Annotated in this window: 16 protein-coding genes; 2 read left to right on the top strand and 14 right to left on the bottom strand. The window is 63.2% G+C overall.

Annotated elements, in window-relative coordinates; all coding sequences use genetic code 11:
• Positions 1 to 14 precede the first annotated feature (14 nt).
• Entirely contained in the window at positions 15 to 2,489 is a 2,475-nt protein-coding gene (locus B015_RS0102145; protein WP_157632673.1) for an AMP-binding protein, read from the bottom strand.
• A 517-nt stretch (positions 2,490 to 3,006) separates the two neighbouring features.
• Here B015_RS0102145 and recQ point away from each other — a divergent pair.
• Positions 3,007 to 4,806: a DNA helicase RecQ gene (gene recQ / locus B015_RS0102140; protein ID WP_018426007.1), complete on the top strand. Its 1,800-nt coding sequence runs from the start codon at positions 3,007 to 3,009 to the stop codon at positions 4,804 to 4,806.
• 94 nt (positions 4,807 to 4,900) lie between these two features.
• Here recQ and B015_RS0102135 read toward each other — a convergent pair whose 3' ends face one another.
• A complete protein-coding gene (locus B015_RS0102135) occupies positions 4,901 to 5,752 on the bottom strand; it encodes a hypothetical protein (protein ID WP_018426006.1) in 852 nt (283 codons plus the stop codon).
• 500 nt (positions 5,753 to 6,252) lie between these two features.
• On the opposite strand from B015_RS0102135, the gene B015_RS0102130 reads away from it, so the two are divergent.
• The gene (locus tag B015_RS0102130; RefSeq protein WP_018426005.1) at positions 6,253 to 7,212 is read left to right on the top strand and encodes an AraC family transcriptional regulator; all 960 of its coding nucleotides are present in this window, start codon (positions 6,253 to 6,255) and stop codon (positions 7,210 to 7,212) included.
• Positions 7,213 to 7,328: 116 nt separating this feature from the next.
• Here B015_RS0102130 and B015_RS0102125 read toward each other — a convergent pair whose 3' ends face one another.
• The 12 genes from B015_RS0102125 to B015_RS0102070 all read right to left on the bottom strand — a co-directional run bounded on the left by B015_RS0102125 (position 7,329) and on the right by B015_RS0102070 (position 20,867).
• Positions 7,329 to 8,117 (bottom strand): DUF1684 domain-containing protein, encoded by a 789-nt coding sequence (locus B015_RS0102125; protein WP_018426004.1) that lies wholly within the window; start codon positions 8,115 to 8,117, stop codon positions 7,329 to 7,331.
• 38 nt (positions 8,118 to 8,155) lie between these two features.
• The gene (locus tag B015_RS0102120) at positions 8,156 to 8,902 is read right to left on the bottom strand and encodes an ABC transporter ATP-binding protein (protein ID WP_018426003.1); all 747 of its coding nucleotides are present in this window, start codon (positions 8,900 to 8,902) and stop codon (positions 8,156 to 8,158) included.
• On the bottom strand, positions 8,899 to 9,708 hold the full coding sequence (locus tag B015_RS0102115; protein ID WP_018426002.1) for an ABC transporter ATP-binding protein: 810 nt from the start codon (positions 9,706 to 9,708) through the stop codon (positions 8,899 to 8,901). The genes B015_RS0102120 and B015_RS0102115 overlap by 4 nt, the downstream gene beginning before the upstream one ends.
• The gene (locus tag B015_RS0102110) at positions 9,705 to 10,568 is read right to left on the bottom strand and encodes an ABC transporter permease (RefSeq protein WP_018426001.1); all 864 of its coding nucleotides are present in this window, start codon (positions 10,566 to 10,568) and stop codon (positions 9,705 to 9,707) included. Before B015_RS0102110 ends, B015_RS0102115 begins: the two co-directional genes overlap by 4 nt.
• Positions 10,565 to 11,515: an ABC transporter permease gene (locus B015_RS0102105; RefSeq protein ID WP_051091885.1), complete on the bottom strand. Its 951-nt coding sequence runs from the start codon at positions 11,513 to 11,515 to the stop codon at positions 10,565 to 10,567. The genes B015_RS0102110 and B015_RS0102105 overlap by 4 nt, the downstream gene beginning before the upstream one ends.
• 125 nt (positions 11,516 to 11,640) lie before the next feature.
• Positions 11,641 to 13,182 carry an ABC transporter substrate-binding protein gene (locus B015_RS0102100; RefSeq protein WP_018425999.1) on the bottom strand — a complete coding sequence of 514 codons (1,542 nt, stop codon included), beginning with the start codon at positions 13,180 to 13,182 and terminating at the stop codon, positions 11,641 to 11,643.
• A gap of 509 nt (positions 13,183 to 13,691) precedes the next feature.
• Positions 13,692 to 14,267, bottom strand: a complete 576-nt coding sequence (gfa, locus tag B015_RS0102095) for an S-(hydroxymethyl)glutathione synthase (RefSeq protein WP_018425998.1) — start codon at positions 14,265 to 14,267, stop codon at positions 13,692 to 13,694.
• Between the two features lie 226 nt (positions 14,268 to 14,493).
• Positions 14,494 to 16,065, bottom strand: a complete 1,572-nt coding sequence (locus B015_RS0102090; RefSeq protein WP_245262108.1) for an ABC transporter substrate-binding protein — start codon at positions 16,063 to 16,065, stop codon at positions 14,494 to 14,496.
• 29 nt (positions 16,066 to 16,094) lie between these two features.
• On the bottom strand, positions 16,095 to 17,720 hold the full coding sequence (locus tag B015_RS0102085; RefSeq protein ID WP_018425996.1) for an ABC transporter ATP-binding protein: 1,626 nt from the start codon (positions 17,718 to 17,720) through the stop codon (positions 16,095 to 16,097).
• Positions 17,713 to 18,540, bottom strand: coding sequence for an ABC transporter permease (locus tag B015_RS0102080; RefSeq protein ID WP_026226795.1), 828 nt, complete (start codon positions 18,538 to 18,540; stop codon positions 17,713 to 17,715). The genes B015_RS0102085 and B015_RS0102080 overlap by 8 nt, the downstream gene beginning before the upstream one ends.
• Positions 18,537 to 19,541, bottom strand: a complete 1,005-nt coding sequence (locus B015_RS0102075; RefSeq protein WP_018425994.1) for an ABC transporter permease — start codon at positions 19,539 to 19,541, stop codon at positions 18,537 to 18,539. Before B015_RS0102075 ends, B015_RS0102080 begins: the two co-directional genes overlap by 4 nt.
• A 69-nt stretch (positions 19,542 to 19,610) precedes the next feature.
• Entirely contained in the window at positions 19,611 to 20,867 is a 1,257-nt protein-coding gene (locus tag B015_RS0102070; protein ID WP_018425993.1) for an FAD-binding oxidoreductase, read from the bottom strand.
• Positions 20,868 to 20,879 lie beyond the last annotated feature (12 nt).

The raw sequence follows: 20,879 nt of genomic DNA, 5'->3' as shown, positions 1-20,879 counted from the left end.
TCGAGTGGCAGGGCTTACGCCGACGAGGTCGAGGGAGGGCCGCTTAGGGCCCCGCCTCGATGCTTCCTTGCGAACGCACGCACTTTGCCGTCGGCCCAGTTGTATGTGCGTGCAAAGACGATTCCGACGCCAATGGCAGCGAAAAGGGAGAGCCACGGCATCGGCCCGTGAAACAGCCGGGTGACCAGGGACTTGGTCTGGCCATGGCTGAGATACATGAACATCGACGATGCTGCGATCTCGCCGACGACCGTCTTGACTGGAGCGGGAACCGATATCTCCGGCCAGAAAAGCAGCAATGCCGAGGCACCCACGATATAGGCGCTTGCCGACGTGAAGCCATGATGCATCAGGACTGCGACGGTCACGATCACCATGGCCGCCACGCGCCCTTTCAAGTCGCGCGCGCTGGCCATCAGCATGCCGGCACCGACTGTCCAAAGGTACCACATGGGCGTGCGATGGTAGAGGTAGGTCGTGTCCCAGACCTGCTCGACCATCCAGCTGACCACCATGGCCAGGACGATCAACCCGGTGCAGGTCGCCATCGGCCACTTGCGAAGTGTCGCCCGTAGTAGGGGAATTGACAGCAGCGCGGCAATCACCAGCAGCAACTGCATGTAGATCTCGGCGAAGTAGTAGAATGCGACCTGATACTCGCGCGCGTCAAACCAGTTGGAAATCAGCAGCAGCGGCTTCAGCTCGAAGGTCCTCGCCCACAGCTGCATCGTGACGGTGACCAGCAATGTCGGGATCGCGACGCGCAGCACGGTCCCGAAAATCGTGCCGACATTCCCGGTCCGGCTGATTTCGGGCCACTGGAAGCGCATGACACTGTAGCCGCACAGCATGAACAGGAAATACGCCGCGCCCCAATTGCTGCTGTAGACGAATGTATCCAGGTGCAAGGCAACAATGCAGATCATGAAGAAGGCGCGCGTCAATGTCGCGGATTCCAGCCGCCGCCAGGCCCATCCCTTGGACGCGGCATGCGTTTCCGCTTGCGCTGCGCTCAGCGCCTGCAATTGGGTGACCGTCAGCGCTTCCCAACCGCTGGGCAGCGGGCCAAATCGATCCTCGAACCCAAGCGAGAACTGGATGTAGCTGAGCGAATCCCCACCCATGGTTTCAAAGCTGTCGTCGGGGCCGATCTTGCTTCCGCGGAAAAATTCCCCAAAGAATGCCTGCACATCGCCCGCTCGCGACCCCGCCGCCTGGTCGGCAACCGGAACGGCCGCAGCGGCCTTGGCCTGCTGGACAAACTCTTCGGTCAGGACGCGACGCAAAGGCTTGCCGGTCGCAGTCCGCGGAATTGCCGGCATGACCCTGACATGCAGTGCATCGCCTGCATATAGCCCGAGTTCCCTCAGGGCCTCGGCCGAAGTGGCATGGAGCTGATCGGGGGCAAGGTCCTCGGACTCGGCGACGACAAGGACACCCTCGCCGCGCAATGCGTCCGGCACCTTGGCCACGACGACCTTGCCGACCTGCCCCAGCAGCTTGCCGATCCGTGCCTCGAGCATGTCGGGATTGATCTTCACGCCGCCACTGTTGATCAGGTCGTCGGCCCTGCCGTCGAAATAGACATAGCCGTCCTTGATGTGGCCCAGATCGCTGGTCTGCAGCCAGCTGTCGGCATCGCAAAGGTCCGCCAGTTGATCGGTTTCCACGCGCCAGCGGGCGACATGCGGGCCGCGAATGCGAATACGACCATCTTCAGATATGCCGACCTCGGTCTTGCCGACCGCCCGGCCGACTGACTCCAGCAAAGCATCGGGAACGTCCGATATCTGCAGGAAGGTGCTGCGCGAGGCCTCCGTGAGGCCGTAGTGCTGAACGATCCGGGCATTGGGGAACAGGTCGCGAATCCCGCGCTTCTCGGCGCCCGTCATGTATTGCGAGCCAATTTCCAGCCAACGCAGCTTCTTGCCGGCCTCGCCGATGACTGACGGGTTCTGCAGCAGAATCCGCAAGAGGGTCGGTACGGCGGAAAGGGCGTTGACCTCATCCGCCTTGAGCATTCGAGACAGCTCGAGCGGATCGAAGCCGCGCGGCGGCAGATAGGTTCGGCCGCCCGCCGCGCTGACCGCGCGGATGCGACCGATGCCGAAACTGTAGGTCACCGGCACGCCAACATATTCACGGACATCAGGCGTCAGGCCCATCTGCTCGATGATCCGCTCCGCCGCATCCGCCAGGTTCGCGTAGCTCAGGACGATGCCCTTTGGCTTGCCCTCGGTGCCGGAGGTGTAGGTGATCTGGGCCGGCCGATCATCGTGGATGAGCGGGTGGCTTGCCGTAAACCAGCCGGTTCCCTCATCGGGAACGATGCAGCGCTCGATACGGATGCCTGTCAGTGCCTTGGCGAAGGCCTCATCCGGAACGTTGACCAGTGGCTGGCGCGCTTCGTTGAGCGCAAACACATGTTCGAGATAGGACAGGGAATTCTGCGTAACGAGCGCGGTAGCCGTTAACTTCATGTGTTGCATGGAGCAACTCTCCGATAATCGCCGCGCAGACCTTTGTAATAGATTTTGCATGAAAGAGCCATGCTATCCAAGCAGCCGGATTCAGAAAGTTACTTCGTGCTTAATTTGCTTGCTGCGTTAACCAAGCCAAGAGGCAGTCGTTGCCAATCTGGCGCGCACTGTGAGTTGCGTGTTTGCTATTCTCTAACAATACACCTGCAGATCTTTCGCCGATCAGCCCTCTCAACCCAGGTTCGCTTCTTGGAGTAGAGGGGGCTGGAGCTACGCGACGGCCTCAAGAACAGGTATTGAACCGCCCGACGTGCTTCAGATGCAGTCGTATCGCGGCAACAACACCGATAGTTCCGATATCGCGTCTGGGCTTCGTCCGTCCGGCAACTGAAGCGGCAGTCGGGCAATGCGAGGTGCGAAATTCCCGTTCGGCTGCATGACAGGCGAACAGAAAGACGCATCGATGATCGCGGACGTGGCGAAGCTGCTATGAAGGACGTTTCCGTGATTCTCCGTTCTGCTGCCGATGACCGCCACCGCCCTCGAAATCCTCAAGACCGTTTATGGCTATGATGCCTTCAGAGGGCCGCAGGCGCGGATCGTCGAGCATGTGATCTCAGGCAACAATGCCTTCGTTTTGATGCCGACAGGCGGCGGCAAGTCGTTGTGCTACCAGATTCCCGCGATCGTCCGTCCCGGCATGGGGCTTATCGTTTCGCCGCTCTTGGCACTCATGGCCGATCAGGTGGCGGCGCTCAGGCAGGCAGGCGTGCGGGCGGCCGGGCTGAATTCCGATCTTTCGCCCGACGACCGCCGCGCGCTGTGGCGCGACATCCGTGCCGGGGCACTCGATCTGCTCTATGTCTCTCCCGAAACATTGCTGCGACCCGATGTGCTGGAGCTGCTGGATGGCGTGAAGCTGTCGCTGATCGCCATCGACGAGGCGCATTGTCTGTCGCAATGGGGGCACGATTTTCGGCCGTCCTATCGCCAGCTCGACGCACTGGTGGGTCGCTTCGCCGGCACGCCGCGCATGGCACTGACGGCCACCGCCGACGAGCCGACGCGTGCGGAAATCCTGTCGCATCTCGAGATAGACGAGGCGGATGCCTTCATAGCCGGCTTTGACCGACCCAACATCCGCTACGCCATCGAGGAAAAGGACAATCCGCGCGCCCAGCTCAAGGAGTTCCTGAAGCGTTACGAGGGCGAGAGCGGCATCGTCTACTGCCTGTCCAAACGCCGGACCGAGGAAACCGCTGCCTGGCTGCAGGGGCTGGGCTACGACGCGCTCGCCTACCATGCCGGCATGGACAAGGCGGCGCGCGAGGCCAACCAGATGCGCTTCCAGCATGGCGAGGCGGTGATCATGGTCGCCACCGTCGCCTTCGGCATGGGCATCGACAAGCCGGACGTGCGCTTCGTCGCCCATATCGACCTGCCTGGCAGCATCGAGGCCTATTATCAGGAGACCGGGCGTGCCGGCCGCGACGGCCTGCCGTCCGATACGCTGATGCTTTACGGCTACGACGACATCGCGCTGCGCAGCCGTTTCATCGAGGAGTCCGAGGCGCCCGACCAGCGCAAGCGCATGGAGCGGCAAAAGCTCGATGCACTCCTTGGACTGGCCGAGACAGCAAGCTGCCGCCGACAGGTTCTGCTGTCTTATTTCGGCGACGAGTGCGAACCGTGTGGCAATTGCGACACCTGCGCCGAGCCGCCAAAATTGTTCGACGGCGCTATTGCCGCGCAAAAGGCATTGTCGTGCATCTACCGCACCGGCGAGCGTTTCGGGCAAGCCTACATCGTCGACGTGCTGCTGGGGGTGGACAACGAGCGCATCGCCCAGTTCGGCCATGACCGCATCTCCACCTTTGGCATCGGTACCGAGCACGACAACAGAACCTGGCGGGCGATCCTGCGCCAGATGATTGCGCTGCGCCTGGTCGACGTCGACCTCGCCGGCCATGGTGGCCTGTCGATCGCGCCCGCCGGCCGCGACTTCCTGCGCGACAAACCCGAGTTGATGCTGCGCGTGCCGGCACCGACGCGCGCCAGGCGCGGCAAGGTGGCGCGCAGTGCGGCGCAGTCTGCCGTCACCGATGCGGACCAGGACCTGTTCCAGGCACTGCGGCGGAAACGCACCGAAATAGCGCGCCTGCAGAACGTGCCGCCCTATGTGATTTTCCACGACAAGACCCTGATCGAGCTGGCGGCGGCCCGGCCGGCGTCGCGCGCGGAAATGGCGAACGTACCCGGTGTCGGCGAAGCCAAGCTCGACCGTTACGGCCCGGCTTTCCTCCAGGTGATCGCCGAGCACATCTGACAAGAGCTTTCGGCAGCCGGCACGCCGCGCCGGTTTTCTAGCCGTACCAGTGCGCTCTGCGATCCCCGAGCATCTCGACGGTCGGACTGGTCCCTCAGTACAGGAACGACCGTTCACAGGCGGCGTCGATGATGGATAGTTTGAGTGCCTGGGCACCGATCATCTCGGCGACGAAGCCCGAGGACAACCACATGGCAGATTCGCCGCGCTTACCGCTCCAACCAAGGCTGCCCATGACTTCCGCCTCGCGCAGCTTGCGGGCGAAGTGCGTGCGGGACAGGTTGATCCGCTCCGCGATCTCGGTGATCGACATGATCGAGGTCAGGTAGGAGCGGCCGTCCGGGGCCACCTCGCCGAGACTGGTGATGAGCCAGTCCATGATGACGCCGCCATTGTTGAGCCAGGTGAACAACGAGAACGTGTCCTGCGGCTCGCGGATGGCGGCACTCGTCAGCAGGCCGTGGGCAATCTCCGTCTGCAGCCGCGCGAAGGCGGTTTCGTCGGCGTGGAAGGCAGCGAGGCGGTTGCGTCCGTCGAGACCGTCAAGCGTGACGAGGTGCGCCATCGCCCAGCCGCGCAACAGCATGAGCCCTTCCTTGGCCACTGCAACGGGACGCGACCGCCGATCCCGCGGGTCCTCCATGGCGATGGCATAGCCGTAACGCAGCATCTCCTTGACGAAGGCGTCGGCAGTGTTGCGGCTCGCGATCTCGTGGAAAGCCACTTCTTGCAGGAAGCGCGCCACGACCATGGACGGCATATCCTCGGGACTTTCACGAAAGCAAAGGGCAACCGCAGCATGCGCCAAGAGCCAGCGCTGTTGCGTGGCGAAGACCGACGACAGCCTGGGATTGAGGTTGAACATCTGCAGCATCACCGATGACTGGTGCTTGACCATCGGCAGGATCAGCCTGTTACCCGATATCGCCTCGACGCTCAGGCCCATATACGACCTCCGCGCAACAGGGCTGCCACAGAACCGTTCCTTGTCCAGCTGAAATGCACAACCGCCTCCTTGTCCGAACCGGACGGCACTGTCCGATGCCGCCCGACCCGTCATCCACAGGGGATCCCGCTGCCCGCCCGCAGCGCCAGCCACTGCCCGGCTGAGGCAACAGGAGGGCGGCGGGCGGGAACGCCCAATTCCCGCGACGGCTCTACGAAAGGCGGGAGGCGTCGTCTTCTCATTGCGTGCAGAACGAGGCGGCCGCTGCTGCGAAATCGACGCAATCAAGGGGATACGGATCGGTCGTCACCTGCTGAAGAAAGCGCAGTATTCCGCGGTTTCCAACAAATGCGGCCAACGAAACTGGCTACGACGGCAGCCGCGCGCGACATACCCAGCAAATGCCAGATGCGACGGCTGTCATTGGAGCCTGTTCTTGTTGTAGGGTTCCGCGAACCAGCCGATATCCCTGCCGCCCGCCTCTGCCCAAGGCCCGCAACATGATCAGTTTCACCACCGACGACATAGCCCCCGAACGGCGGTTCGATCAGTGGCGCGAAGTGCGCGGCAAGAGCCTGTTCGGCGTGACCATCGAACTTGCGGCCGAGAAGCGGCTGTCTTTCCACGGCTCGTTCCGGGCCCATGCCGTGGGCGGCGCCGTCGCCTCGGAAATGCGCGCCTCGTCCTACCGGATCAAGCGCACCGACACCGACATCGCCAGGATATCGGGCAACAGCCTGTGCATTGCCCACCAGGTGACAGGCGGCGGCCTGCTCGACACCGGCCGCGGCAGGGTCGACACCATCCACGACGGCGACATGGTGGTCAGCCATTCCGACCTGCCCTACAGCGGACAACCGGATGGAGAGCGCGGCTTCCTGTACCGCATGCTGAAGATTCCGATCGAGGGCGAGATCCTGTTGGGACGGCGCGCCGACGATCTGTTTGCAGCCAAGCCCATCGGCGGCACTTGGTTCCTCAGACCGTTCCGAGCGCTGTTCGATGCGCTGATGGCTCCCGAGCGCACCGGCTCGGATCCGTTGCGCGACGTCGCCAGCATCGCCCGTCTTGCCCTGGCTGCGAGGGGCCGGCTACCGCTCGGCATGCCCGAGGTTCGCGCTGCCCTGCGGACCGGTGTGCGGCACGCCGCACTCGAGATCATGGAGCGCGACAAGCGCCTGCCGGGACTCAACCCGGCACGCGTAGCCATGGAACTCGGCATCTCCAGGCGGCAGGTCTATGTCGTGCTCGAAGAGGCAGGACTCACCTTCTCGCGTACACTTGCCGCAATGCGCGTCCGCGACGCACGCCGGCTGCTGGTCGAGATCCCGAGCCTGTCGATAACGCAGGTGGCATTCGCCTGCGGCTTCGACAGCCTCGCCACCTTCTACCGCGCCTTCGCCACGACCTACGGGATGACCCCGAGCGACATGCGCGGGATCGGCGGCCGCTGGCAATAGCGGTGCGCCAGGAGTGTGCTTCCTCCGAGGGCACCGAACTGTGCGTTCTGCTCCGGATGGGAAGCACTTGGCGAGGTTGTCCGGATCGCGCCGCGGCACCCTCGGAGTGGACGATCTTAGCCGTGGGCCCGGAGCTCGCCCGCTTCGATGCGGATCGGCAGGACGTTTTCTGCCGGCGGCAGCGGGCAGACGGCGTGCTCGGTGAAGGCGCAGGGCGGGTTGAACGCCTTGTTGAAGTCCAGAACGATGGTGTCGACCGTGATGCTTTCACCCAAGAGGAAACGCGAGGCGGGGTAGGTCTTATCGCGCGAGGTCAGGTCCTTGAGCACGAATTGCGGCACCTCCGATGTGCCGTGGGTCGGCAGCAACTCGTAGCGCACGCCGTCGCGGGTGAATGCCGCCTTGTGAGTGATGGTGACCTCGGTCGGGATGCCGAGTACGGTATCAACAGTCATCTCGACCGGCGTCGCCAGCGGGATCCAGTCGGCAATGATGCGCCAACTCGGATCGATGGGGAACGAACTGATGCCGGCAAATTCGTCGGGCGCGGTCGAGGCCGTATCGCGGATGCGCAGGGCATTCTCGCCGTTGAGCGTTGTCACCTCGAGCAGCAGCTGGCCTACGCTGAAGCGCGGCGGGTTCTTCTTGTCGAGCTTCAGACGAATGGGGGCAGTGCCGTCGGCTGGCGCGAAGGTGACGCCGCCGTCCTGTTCCTGGGTGATGGTGCCGACATGGGCCGGTCCGGCCGACAGCACGACATCGTTGTCCTCGGCGGTGCCGACCGTCACCGAACCCGGTTCAAGCCACCAGCGGCCAATGATGTTGAGCCAGCCATTGCCAGCCTTGAGATCGGCCAGTCGCTTGGCGCGCCAGTCCTCGATGTGGCTGATGTAGTCGGTCGTCATGCTGCTTGTGCCTTTGGTCTGAAGTTGCCACGCCTGCCCTAGCTGGGCATGCGCGGAACGCTCTGCAAGAGCTTTTGCGTATAGGGATGCTGCGGGGCGTCAAGGATGGCGCGCGTGTTGCCGCTTTCGACGATCTGGCCGCGCTCCAGGATGATGATCTCCTCGCAGAGCGAAGCGACCACGCCGAGATCATGCGACACGAACACCAGCGTCATGCTTTCCGACAGGCGCTTGAACAGGTCGACGATGCGGATGCGCGTCGACAGGTCGAGCGCGCTCACCGCCTCGTCGGCGAGCACCAGCTGCGGCCGCGATACGATGGCGCGGGCAATGGCGATACGCTGGCGCTGACCGCCGGAGAACTCGTGCGGGTAGCGATTGACGGCATCGGCTGGCAGGCCGACAGCCTCAAGCGATGCCGCCACCGCCTCGCTGTGCGAGCCGGGAATGGCAAGCGACTGCAGTGGCTCGGAGATGATGTCGCGCACCTTCTGCCTGGGATCGAGCGAAGAATAGGGGTCCTGGAACACCGCCTGAACCGAGCGACGATATCCGCGCATGAACGTCCGGCTGGACGGATCGACGACAGCGTCGCCGAAGTTGATGGTGCCGCCGGTCGGCCGGGCGAGCCCGAGAAGAAGGCGCAGGAGCGTCGTCTTGCCCGAGCCGGATTCGCCGACGAGGCCGACGCTGACGCCCTTTTTGACCACAAAGGAGACGCCATGCAGCACCTTGCGCTGGCGGTCGTAGCCGAAGCTGACATCACGCACGTCGAGCATGGTCATGCCGTTCCCTCAAGCGCTTTGTCGAAGGAACGGGCAGCAGCCACAAGCGTCCTTGTGTAGTCGTGTTCGGGATCCCCGAAGACCTTGTCGACAGGCCCCTCCTCGACCGCGCGGCCATTGCGCAGCACCGTCACGCGGTCGACCACGGTGGCCACGACCGGCAGATCGTGGCTGATGAACAGAAGCGCCATGCCGTGCTCGCGAACCAGGGTGTCCAGCAATTTGAGAATTTCGGCCTGGGTGGTCACGTCGAGGGCCGTGGTCGGCTCGTCGGCGATCAGCAGCTTTGGCCGGCATGCCAGCGCCATGGCGATCGCGACGCGCTGGCGTTGGCCGCCCGAAATCTCGTGCGGATAAGAATTGGCAACCCGCTCCGGCTGCGGCAGCGCGACATGGTCGAGAAGCGTCAGCACCTCGCGCTCGACGTCGTGGCGCGAAGCGCCTTTGCCTTCGCGCGCCAGGCGACGTGCCACCGGCCCAGCCACCTGCCGGCCGAGCTTCATCAGCGGGTCGAGTGCAGTCAGCGGTTCCTGGAAAACCACTGCGACGGAAGAGCCGCGAAGCTGGTTGAGCGCGCGGTCGGGCGTGCCGACGATCTGCCGGCCGTCGAGTTCGATCGAGCCGCTCGGCACGATCGTCTTCGGCAAAAGCCCCGTCACCGCCATGGCGGTGAGCGACTTGCCAGAACCGGACTCACCGATCAGCCCCATGCGTTCGCCCGGCGCGATCGAAAATGAAAGATCCGAGACCAGCGTCTTGTCGCCGGTCTTCAGCATCAGGCCCTCTACGGAGAGAAGCGAGGTCATCGCGTGATCCTCCTGGTGGGATCGCCGATGTCGCGCAGGCCGTCAGCCAGGAGGTTTATGCCGATCACCAGCGTGACCAGCGCGATACCAGGCGCAATCGCGCCGATGGGAGCCGAGTAGACCGTGCCCTGGGCTTCCTGAAGCAGGCGGCCCCATGAGGCATTGGGCGGCGGCGCGCCGAGGCCGAGATAGGACAGCGAAGACTCGGCAATGACCGCAAGGCCGAACTGCAGCGCGAAATTGACGGTGAGCGTCGGCCAGATGTTGGGCAGGACGTGCCTGACCATGACGCCGGGCCAGGAAGTGCCCGAGGTCCGCGACGCGATGATGTAGTCGTTCTGGAGCACCCGCTTGGCAAGGATGCGCGTCAGGCGCGCCACGATTGCCGACATGGCGATGCCGAGCGCAACAATGGCCGACCACAGGCCCGGGCTGTCGCTGGCAGCCACCACCAGCATGGCGAGCAGCAGGGTCGGAAATGCGATCAGGATGTCCAGTGTCGCGGCCAGCGCGTCGTCAAGGAAGCGCGTGGCAAAGGCCGCCAGAAGGCCAATGGTGACACCGATGGCGGCACCGATGGCAACGGCGCCGGCGCCGACGGTCAGCGCGATGCGCGAACCGATCATGATCTGGGTGAACAGGTCCCGGCCAAGCCGGTCGGTGCCGGCCCAATGGAGCAAGGACAAAGGCTCGAGCCGCCCACCCGAGGTGCTTGTCGGATCGTAGGGCGTCCAGAACAATGTCAGCAGCGCAACCACGACGTGGATGCCGACCAGGATCAGGCCAACCACAAGGGTCAGCGACCACAGCGACTTGCGCGGGCCGGGCTCCGGCTCGATCAGTTCGTCGACCGCGCTCATGAGCGTGCTCCTGCCTTATCGCGCAGCCGGGGGTCGATCAGCCGCTGGACGAGGTCCGCGGTGAAGCCCACCAGAAGCACCAGCAGCGTGGACACGAAGAGCACACCTTGCACGTTGGGGTAATCGCGCTGTTCGATGCCCAGCAGCAGCATTGAGCCCAGGCCGGGCAGCGTGAAGACGCGTTCAACAACGACGGCGCCGAGCAAGGTCGACGCCAGCTCGATACCGAGAATGGAAATGATCGGCACCACGCCATTGCGGATGCCATGCCGGACAATTGCCTCGGTGAAGCTGGCGCCCATGGAGCGCGCGGTGCGCAGATAGTCGCTGCCCAGCACATCCTGCGTGGCCGAGCGGACATAACGCAGCAGCGAGGCAGACATGACGATCGCAATCGTCAGCACCGGTAAGGCGAGCGCACGCAGGGCTTCGGCCGGCGCGTGCCAGCCGCGCGAGGGAAAGCCGCCCGACGGGAGGATACGAATGTTGATGGCGAAGGCCGTGACCAGGAGGATACCGACCCAGAACACCGGGATGGCAATGCCGAGCTGCGAAACGGTCGAGATCAGCGCGCCATACCAGCGGTCCGCCTTGACCGCCGACACGATGCCAAGCGGCACGGCAATGACCACGGCCAGAGTGAAGGCGAGCAGCGTCAGCGGCAGCGTGACAGTCAGGCGCGCGGCGATCTCGCCGGCAACGGATGCGCCGCTGACGAAAGAGTTGCCGAGGTCGAAGCGCACGAGATTGCCGAGAAAGCGGAGGAACTGTTCCCAAAGTGGCAGGTTCGATCCGACCTGCTCACGCGCAGCCTCGATCTGCCTGGCGTCCGCGCCCACCGACAGCAGGGCGTTGGCCGGGTCGCCCGGCAGCAGTCTGAGCAGGACGAAGAGTACCAGGGATGCGATGAAGAGCGACAGGACCAGAATGGCGAGCCGCCGAAGGATGTAGGAAAAAATTACCGGGTTCCTTTCGTCCCCTACGGAAACATCGTGCGGAATGGCTCCCGCACGATGCTCATCGATTTATGGCCGCGACCTTGCGATCAAGGCGAACGGATCAGCCTGACGGCTCAGTTCGCGTTTTTCTTGATGCCGTAGGCAAAGAACTGCGAATTCAATCCGTTGACCGGATAGCCGCTGACATTGGCCTTCGATATCACGATTTGCGGATAGAGATACAGCCAGCTGCTGGCCGCATCCTCGGCGATGAGCTTGTTGGCGTCGGTCAGCTTGGCGGTCTGCTCGTCGACAGTCGTGCTGGTCTCGGCCGAGGCGATCAGGTCCACGACCTTGGGGTTGTTGTAGCCCCAGTAGAAATCGGGATTGCCGTAGAACACGATGTCGCGATGGTTGACGTGCTCCTGCAGCGTCGCCTGGAAATCATGCGCCTTGTAGACCTTGGTGTACCACTCGTTGGCGGTGATCACGTTGATGTTGACGGTGATGCCGACCTTGGCCAGCTCGCTTTTGAGAAACTGGGCGACGATCGGATGCGGGTCGTAGTTCGGCGTGTCGAGCGTGAAGGTAAAGCCATCGGCGTGGCCCGCCTCGGCCAGCAGCGCCTTTGCGCTGGCAGGATCATAGGGATCGACGCCGGTGAGATCGACATACCAGGGGTCGGTCGGCGGCACGAACGAGCCGATCAGCGAGCCGTAGCCACCCCAAATCGAATCCAGCAGCTTCTTCTTGTCGATGGCGCGGGCGATCGCTTTGCGCACCTTGACGTTGCTGAAGGGTTCGACACGGTCGTTGAAGGCCAGAAGCTCCTTGGTGGTGGACTTGCCTTCGCTGACCTGGAACTCGGGATTGCCCTTGAACTGGGCAAGCGAATCCGGGCTCTGCACACCGGTGATGATGTCCACCGCACCTGTCAGCAGCGCGTTGTTGAGCGCGGTCGCATCGGTGAAGTAGTTGAACACCACCTCGCCATTCGTCGGCTTCTCACCCCAGTAACCGTCGAAACGCTTCAGCGAGAGCGTCGAGCCGCGGCGCCAGTCCTGAAGCTTGTAGGGGCCGGTGCCGTCTTCGCTCGCGGTCAGGTTCTTGGCCGCGTCGTTGACGATCCAGACGTAGCTCAGATTGTAGGGCAGCGAGATCGAGCGCGATGCAAGCTTGACGACGACAGTGCTGTCGTCGGGCGTCTCGATCGAGCTGATCGTCGACAGGCTCTTCTTGCGCGAGCTCTTGGAGTCGGGTCCGACCACGCGCTCGATGCTGAACTTCACGTCCTTGGCGGTCAGCGGATCACCGGAATGGAAGGTGACCTTCGGCTGCAGGGTAAAGGTGTAGGTGAGGCCGTCTTCGCTAATCTTGTAGTCGCTTGCCAGAGCGTTTTCGACGCTGCCCGCATCAGTCAGCCTGAACAGCGCCTCATAGACATTGCTATTGAAGGCTTCGTTGATGCCCTGGCCGGCGCCGGCGGTGTTGTCGAGGTTCTGCGGCTCGTAGAGCGAGCCGATCGCGATGGCGGCATCGGCGTCGAAGTTTTCGGCAGCCTGCAAGGAAGAGCCAACCGACAGGGCGCCGACGAATGCGACCGTGGCCGCGAGAGCACTGAACCTGCGCCGACCCGGCTTCGAATATTTGTCCAACAGGACGGCGGCACCAATCATTCAAATTGCTCCAGATCTAATTCTTGTTACGCAATGGAGGAACGAACGGTCTACCGATCGCCTCCCCTTCAACCTGCTGCAGCGGATCGCTCCCGCAGCCCCGATAGAGGCCGGAACGTTCAGCCGGTATGCCGTGCAGTCGCCCCAAAACTCTCCAAGGCGCAAATAATGCAGTGAATGACCCTCATTGCCGAGGATTATTATCGCGCCACCCACGGAAAGAAAGAAAATCCTTCTCACCGAAATCGCCGCCGTCGACGCGGGCATTTCTGGCATGCCTCTGCGCACATCGCGAGTCGCTGCGGACAACGGCTGCAAGTGGGCAAAGGCAAAGCCGGAAACCCAGACAAAGTGCAGACGGATGCGAAGCGCGGCGAAAAAGCCGGGATGCGACAAAGCAGTCCCGCCAGGGCCTAGCGATGCCGCGGGACATCTTGGTTTTCTCGACCAGCAGATTGCGATGCGCTGGAAAGTGTTGTGCTCCCCCAACGCACCGCCGGTCGACGTGCTTATGCCTTCAGCACCCCGGATTTTTTCGCCACCCAGGTGGCGATGTAGTCCATCAGCGCAGGCGACAGGCAGTCGTAGGGTTCGAGCCCGAGTTCCCGCAGCCGGGCGCGCACGCCGTCCATCTCCGAGGGGGCGACACCAGACTCGATGATGGAGGAGACGAAAGCGGCAAAGCCGGGCTCGGCCCAGCCCGTCTCTTCGAAGCGTTCCGGATGAATGAAGTCGAGGCCCTTGAAGGCATGGTCGCGCTCGACCGGGCCATACATGTGAACGCCGCATGTCTTGCAGGCATGGCGCTGGATCAATGCCGACGGATCGACCACGGCGAGCTTGTCGCCATTTTCCAGCACCGTCACATTCTCATGTCCGGTCACCGCAACGATCGAAAACTTGGCGCCTTCGGGCTTCCAGCATTTGGTGCAGCCGCAGGCATGGTTGTGGGCAACCTGCCCCTTGATCGCCACCCTCACCGGCCGGTCGACGCAGGCGCAGACCAGCGTCCCCCCGGAGAAACCCGGGCTGCCGGCCTTTACGCCGCCATCGATGGCCGGATGTATCGAAACTGAACTTGCCATGACCTGCTACTCCCTGTTCTGGCATCGTCGCCCTGGAAATCAGCTGAAATCAGGTAACGTCCCAACATACCACGACGCCGCGCGGCTGGAACAAGAGTCATCAGGCAATGCATCGACGTGAGCTAAGACTGGGCATGCACAGGGGCACTGCCTCCGGGCCGAGCCAACGGTCAGCCCGATGAGGTGGCCGGCATGCAGCGCCGGCCACCGTTGGACTGGGGCGTGCCTACGCCTCGAGCCAGACGCGCGAGGCGACATAGCCGTTCGACATGTCGTTGCCGACGTCGTCGACATAGCCCTTGAGGGCCGATGTCGCGGCGTTGATGTTGTTGTTGAACACCGGGATAATCGAGCCGCCTTCGTCGCGCACCATCAGTGCGGCGGCACGGTACAGTTCCGCGCGCTTTGCCTCGTCTTCGACCACACGCGCTTCCTTGATGAGCTTGTCGAAGTCCGGCCGATTGAAGTTGGTCTCGTTGGCTGGCGAACCCGACAGGTGCTCGGTGGCATACATCAGGTCCTGGGTCAGGCGGCTGCCATAATAGGACATGCAGAACGGGGCCTTGCGCCAGATGTTGTTCCAATAGCCGTCAGCCGGTTCGCGCTTGACCTCGATCTGGATGCCGGCCTTCTTGGCATTCTCCTGGTAGAGGATCGCCGCATCCACGGCGCCGGGGAAAGTGCCGTCGGACGTTCGCAGCACCACCGGTCCGTCATGGCCGGACTTCTTGAAATGGAAGGCGGCCTTGTCCGGATCATATGCCCGCTGTTCGATATCGGATGGGAAGTAAGGATAGGTGGCGTTGATCGGGAAGTCGTTGCCGACCGTGCCGAAGCCACCCAGCGTCGTCTGCAGCATGGCCTCACGGTCGATGGCATATTTCAACGCCAGACGCAGGTCGTTGTTGTCGAAGGGTGCGGTGTCGACAAGCATCGGCAGCGTGTAATGGCCCCGGCTCGGTGCGTTGAGGATCGCGACGTTCTGAGCGCGCTTGAGAAGCGTCACCGTCTTTGGGCTGACAGCATTGATGAAGTGAACGCGTCCCGCCGATATCGCAGCGATGCGCGCGGTGGCGTCGTTCATGGCGATCATCTCGACGCTGTCGACGTAGCCGCGGTCCTGCCAGTCATTCACGTTCTTCTCGAACACGGCGCGCACACCCGGCTCGAAGCTGACGAGCTTGTAGGCGCCGGTGCCGATACCTTCGGCAGGATTGTCCATGCCGCCATTCGGCTGAATCATCAGCAGGTGGATGGTGAAGACCAGCGGCAGGTCGACGTTGCTCTCCGAGAGCCTGACGTGGAGCTCCTCGCCCTTGGCCTCGACGGTTTCGATGGAGGCAATCATGCCCCGCGCGCCGGAGCCCGACTCTTCCTTCATGTGACGGCGGATCGTCTGGGCGCAATCCTCTGCGGTCAGCTTCTTGCCGTTGTGGAAGGTGATGTCATTGCGGATCTTGAACACCCAGTCCTTGGACTGGTTGCTGGATTCCCAGCTGGAGGCGATGCCAGGGAGGGCCTTGCCGGTGGCAGGATCGCTGGCGACCAGCGTATCGCCGATCGTGCGCGCGACCAGGAAGGCGAAGGCGCCAATCACCTTTGCAGGGTCAAGCGTATCGGTCGTGGCAGCACCGTCGATGCCCAGCTTGAGGGTGCCGCCCTTCTTCGGCGTTGCCGCCGCCTGGGCATGGGCCACGCCGGCGAGCCCGCCGAGCAGAAGGCCGGCGCCAATCGTGCCCTTCAGGAAGTCACGCCTGTTGGCCGCAAGGTCCAAGCCGATCAAGTTAGATTTCTTCATTTCCATTCCCCTCTTGTCTTAAAGATCCGTCATCCAGCCGGAACCAGAGCGCGTCCGGCAAGGACGCGTTCCAGCCAGCCGATTTCCATTTCGGGCACCGAACTCAAAAGCTTCTCGGTGTAGTCGTCATAGGGTGGTGCAAAGACGGAAGCCTTGACGCCCTGACGAACGATGCGGCCGCGGTGCATGACCGCGACGCGATCGGCGATCGCCCGCACAATTGCGATGTCGTGGGTGATGAACAGGTAGGACACTGAAGTCTCCTCCTGCAGTCGCATCAGCAGCTTCAATATGCCCTCAGCCACCAGCGGATCGAGCGCCGAAGTCGGCTCGTCGCACAGCATCAATTCCGGTTCGGCGGCCAGCGCGCGGGCGATCGCGACGCGCTGTTTCTGCCCGCCCGAGAGCTCGGCCGGATAACGGTCGAGGAATTGCGGACCCATCTCGATCTGGCCAAGCAGTTCTGTGACCCGCCTGGTTCGCGCAGCGCCCCTGAGACCGAAATAGAGGGTGAGCGGCCGCCCGATGATATCGCCGACTTTCTGGCGCGGGTTCATCGCGGTATCGGCCATTTGGTAGATCATCTGGATGCGGCGAAGCTGCTCGAGCGTACGCCCCTTACGGGCGGCGGGCAGCCTCTCGCCTTTGAAAGCGACGGTGCCCCGCTGCGGCGGCAGCAGCCCGGTGACAACGCGCGCCAGGGTCGATTTTCCCGATCCTGACTCACCGACCACCGCCAATGTCTGGCCTTTCGGCAACGACAGCGACACGTCGTGCAGGACATTCATGTTCGAATAGCCTGCTGTCAGTCCTTCGATTTTCAGCAGCTCTTCCTCAGCCTGGCGGACAGGTTCGCGCACTGCCTGGCGGATGCTCACCAGCGCCTTGGTGTAGTCCTCGCGCGGCGTCTCGATGATCTGCCGGCTCGAGCCATATTCCACCGTCTTACCGTGCCTGAGCACCATGATGTCGTCGGCAACCTGGGCGACGACCGCCAGGTCGTGCGTGATGTAGAGCGCGGCAGTTCCGGTCTCTGTGATCGCATGCTTGATGGCGGCCAGGACCTCGATCTGCGTGGTGACGTCGAGTGCTGTCGTCGGCTCGTCGAAGACGATGAGTTCGGGTTTGGCACAAAGCGCCATGGCGGTCATGGCGCGCTGCAGCTGACCGCCCGAGACCTGATGGGGGTAGCGCTCGCCAAAGCGCTCCGGTTCGGGAAGGCCGAGCACCGTGAACAGATACTGGGCGCGCTTCTTCGCTTCCGCCGGTGTCATGAGGCCATGACGAACGGTTGCCTCGACGACCTGCCGCCCCAGCTTGTGGGCGGGGTTGAAGGCTGCGGCGGCCGATTGCGCAACATAGGCCACGCGTGCGCCGCGTATGGTGCGCACGCCACCCGGCGACAGGGCCGTCACGTCGACACCGTCTAGCACGACCTGCCCGCCCGAGATGCGCACGCCACCGCGCCCATAGGCCATAGTCGACAGGCCGATGGTCGACTTGCCTGCACCTGACTCGCCGATCAGGCCGAGCACCTTGCCCTTTGCGACATCGAAGGAGACGCCATCTACCAGCACAAGGTTGCTGGTAGATCCATCAGCCTGGTGCGCGCGCACCTCGATGCGTAGATTGCGGACCGAGAGCATCTCAGCCATCTCCACGCTCTCCCTTGAGGCTCGCCGTGGTATTGATCATCCAGTCGACGACCAGATTGACCGAGATGACCAGGCCGGCGATCGCAGCACCCGGGATGAGCGAGGCCGAAACGCCGAAAATGATGCCGTCCTTGTTGTCCTTGACCATGCCGCCCCAATCGGCGGCCGGCGGCTGGATGCCGAGGCCAAGGAAGGACAGCGTCGACAGAAACAGGATGGAATAGGCAAAACGCAGCCCGAATTCTCCGAGCAGGGGCGCCAGGGTGTTGGGCAGGATTTCGCGGAAGATAATCCACAGCTTGCCTTCGCCGCGCAGCCAAGCGGCTTCGACAAAATCCATGACGCTGACGTCGAGCGCGACCGCCCGGCCGATACGATAGACGCGCGTCGAGTCGATCGCAGCCATGACCAGGATGAGGATCAGTGTGCCTTGCGGTAGGACCGCAAGCACGACAAGTGCCAGGATCAGCCCGGGAACGGACATCATCAGGTCGTTGAACCGCGACAGAAGCTGATCGACCACCCCGCCGCTGACGACAGCGGTGAAACTGAGCAGCATGCCAATGGCGAATGACAGCGTGGTTGCTGCCAGGGCGACGAAGAGCGTGGCGCGCGCACCATAGATCAGGCGTGACAGCAGATCGCGACCGAGGCTGTCGGTACCAAGCAGGAAATCTCCGCCCATCGGGGCCCAGACTTCACCAACGATGGCACTTTGATCGTAGGGTGCGATCAGCGGCGCAAAGAGTGCGCACGCCACAACGACCAGGATCCCCGCCGCCCCCACGCGTGCGCTTGTTGGCATCGACCTCAATCTCATCGCGGATGCCTCAAGCGTGGGTTCGCCAGGATCGAAACGATGTCGGCCAACAGGTTCAGCACGATATAGATGGCTGCGAATATCAGTCCGCAGGCCTGGACCACGGGCATGTCGCGAACGGTCACGGCATCCACCATGTACTGGCCGATGCCCGGGTAGACGAACACCACTTCGATGACGACGACACCGACCACGAGCGCCGCAAGATTCAGTGCAATCACCGTGACGATCGGCGCCACGGCATTGGGCGCGGCATGTTCGGCAATGATACGCAGCGCCGAAAGCCCCTTGAGTTCGGCGGTCTCTACATAGGGTGACGACATGACGTTGAGGATCGCCGAGCGCGTCATGCGCATCATGTGGGCCAGCACCGCAATGACGAGCGTGAGCACAGGCAGGGCAATCGCCGAGAGCCGCTCGCCAAGGCTCATCCCGTCATAGACAGTTGCCGGAAACGCGGCGACGCCGAGCTGAACGGTGAAGAACTGGATGAGCAGGTAGCCGATGAAAAACTCGGGCAACGAAACCGCGGCAAGCGACAGGATGCTGATGGCCCGGTCAGGAAAGCGGTTGCGGTAGCGCACCGCGATCATGCCAAGGCCGAGCGCCAATGGAACCGCAATTGCCGCCGAGGTAGCGGCAAGCAGCATCGAATTGCCCAGGCGCTTCCAGAGTTGGTCGGCAACCGAGTTGCGGTTGGACCACGAGGTTCCGAAATCGCCCTGGACGATGCCTCCCAGCCATTCGCCGTAGCGCTGGATCATCGGGCGATCGAGGCCCAGTTCCTTGCGCAGATGCTCGACAGATTCCGGTGTCGCGTCGCGTCCGAGATAGGTCGCTGCGAAATCGCCCGGCAGCATCTCGACCCCGCCATAGACCAGCATCGAGGCCGCCAGCAGCAGCCCGAAGCCAAGCAGGATGCGGCGCAGGATCAGCCTTGCGAGCGGGTTGCCAGAGCGCCCCGCGTAAGCCTCGATCTGGTCGTTGCCCGGTGCGCTCATCCGTGCCGCGCTCCCAGCTCTTCACCGCAGGCGGACATGTTCAAGGCAACCGGGCGGCTGCGTTGCACGTCACGCACGCTGCGCATCCGCGAAATGCCCTCTTTGCTTGCGCGACCATTTGGGCATGGCAGCCTCGACTTCCGCTTCGGTCGGGAAAGAACCACGCTCGAAGCGGTCGAGACGAAAGCGCGTAGGGTCGACGAAGGGCTTCTGGTCGAGGATCAGTTCTGCCGACAGGCGGCCGAGGCCCGGACCATGGCTGACGCCGCTTTCGTTGTCGCCGCCCACCGCCACGACATTGGTCGTGCCGGGCACGCGGCCGACCAGCAGGCCGCGGTCTGGCGTGTAGCAGGGCACGCCCTGCGCCCAGCTCGCGATCTTCGATCCACGCAGCGGCGGGAACACTTCTTGCAGGCGCGCCAGATCGCCATCGGCCATTGCCTGCATCAGGTCAGCCTTGTGCGGCTGTCCGGGCTCAATCCATGCGTCGCTGAGCTTGTGATACGGATGGTAGTGGCCGCCCGTCCCCCACATGATGGCGCCAAAGGTTTCGCGCAGCCAGAGGCCCAGTTCGCGGCACTGGACGGTCGGGATGGTGGAAGGCAGGCCTCGATTGTCGGTGACGATGCGGGTCGCAAGCACGCGCAGCAACGGCAGTCTCCAGCCAAGCTTCTCAAGCAGCTCGTTGTTCCATGCACCGGCTGCGATCACCACACCATCGGCCTGCAAAGTGCCCCTGTCGGTCTCGACCGTCACGCCGTTGCCGCTATCTTCGATGGCGGTGACCTTCGTGTGGTCCCGGAAGGTGCCGCCCAGCCTGGCGATTTCTCCTGACAGCGCGCGCAGGCCCAGCGTCGTATCGAACTGGATGCCGAGAGGGTTGTACGCGCCCGAGTGGACCTTCGACGGATCGATCAGACCTTGCATCTTCTCACCGATCTCGGCGGCGTTGAGATCCTGCATCTCGGCCGGCGCATAAGGCGAGTCCAACACGGGGCGCAAGAAATCTTCGCGCCCCTCTTCCGTCAGCGCCATGATGAGCGTGCCGTTCGGACGGTAGCCGATTTCCTGGCCGAGCTCGCTCAACGCCTTGTAGAAATCGAGCCCGTATTGCTGAAGCCTGAACCCCTCCTCGCCGAGCGGGATCATGCCGGCGGACCAGTGCGACACGAAGCCAGCGCCTGCGCCGCTGGTCGCCTTGGCAAGCTCGCCAGCCTCGACGACGGTAACGTCAGCGCCTGCCTTCAGCAAATGATAGGCCGTGCAGCAGCCGATGATGCCGCCACCGACGACGACAATCCGTTCGCGCTTTGCATTCGTGGTCATGATGTTCTCCCC

The organism is Hoeflea sp. 108, assembly GCF_000372965.1.
Taxonomy (GTDB): Bacteria; Pseudomonadota; Alphaproteobacteria; order Rhizobiales; family Rhizobiaceae; genus Aminobacter.
Note: the sequence above shows the minus strand (reverse complement) of the source record. Positions and strands in the feature narration are given on the sequence as shown.

Excerpts from the sequence above, each read along its gene's own strand:
- B015_RS0102145 (WP_157632673.1), bottom strand. The coding sequence starts at position 2,489 with ATGCAACACATGAAGTTAACGGCTACCGCGCTCGTTACGCAGAATTCC.
- recQ (WP_018426007.1), top strand. The coding sequence starts at position 3,007 with ATGACCGCCACCGCCCTCGAAATCCTCAAGACCGTTTATGGCTATGAT.
- B015_RS0102135 (WP_018426006.1), bottom strand. The coding sequence starts at position 5,752 with ATGGGCCTGAGCGTCGAGGCGATATCGGGTAACAGGCTGATCCTGCCG.
- B015_RS0102130 (WP_018426005.1), top strand. The coding sequence starts at position 6,253 with ATGATCAGTTTCACCACCGACGACATAGCCCCCGAACGGCGGTTCGAT.
- B015_RS0102125 (WP_018426004.1), bottom strand. The coding sequence starts at position 8,117 with ATGACGACCGACTACATCAGCCACATCGAGGACTGGCGCGCCAAGCGA.
- B015_RS0102120 (WP_018426003.1), bottom strand. The coding sequence starts at position 8,902 with ATGACCATGCTCGACGTGCGTGATGTCAGCTTCGGCTACGACCGCCAG.
- B015_RS0102115 (WP_018426002.1), bottom strand. The coding sequence starts at position 9,708 with ATGACCTCGCTTCTCTCCGTAGAGGGCCTGATGCTGAAGACCGGCGAC.
- B015_RS0102110 (WP_018426001.1), bottom strand. The coding sequence starts at position 10,568 with ATGAGCGCGGTCGACGAACTGATCGAGCCGGAGCCCGGCCCGCGCAAG.
- B015_RS0102100 (WP_018425999.1), bottom strand. The coding sequence starts at position 13,182 with ATGATTGGTGCCGCCGTCCTGTTGGACAAATATTCGAAGCCGGGTCGG.
- gfa (WP_018425998.1), bottom strand. The coding sequence starts at position 14,267 with ATGGCAAGTTCAGTTTCGATACATCCGGCCATCGATGGCGGCGTAAAG.
- B015_RS0102090 (WP_245262108.1), bottom strand. The coding sequence starts at position 16,065 with ATGAAGAAATCTAACTTGATCGGCTTGGACCTTGCGGCCAACAGGCGT.
- B015_RS0102085 (WP_018425996.1), bottom strand. The coding sequence starts at position 17,720 with ATGGCTGAGATGCTCTCGGTCCGCAATCTACGCATCGAGGTGCGCGCG.
- B015_RS0102080 (WP_026226795.1), bottom strand. The coding sequence starts at position 18,540 with ATGAGATTGAGGTCGATGCCAACAAGCGCACGCGTGGGGGCGGCGGGG.
- B015_RS0102075 (WP_018425994.1), bottom strand. The coding sequence starts at position 19,541 with ATGAGCGCACCGGGCAACGACCAGATCGAGGCTTACGCGGGGCGCTCT.
- B015_RS0102070 (WP_018425993.1), bottom strand. The coding sequence starts at position 20,867 with ATGACCACGAATGCAAAGCGCGAACGGATTGTCGTCGTCGGTGGCGGC.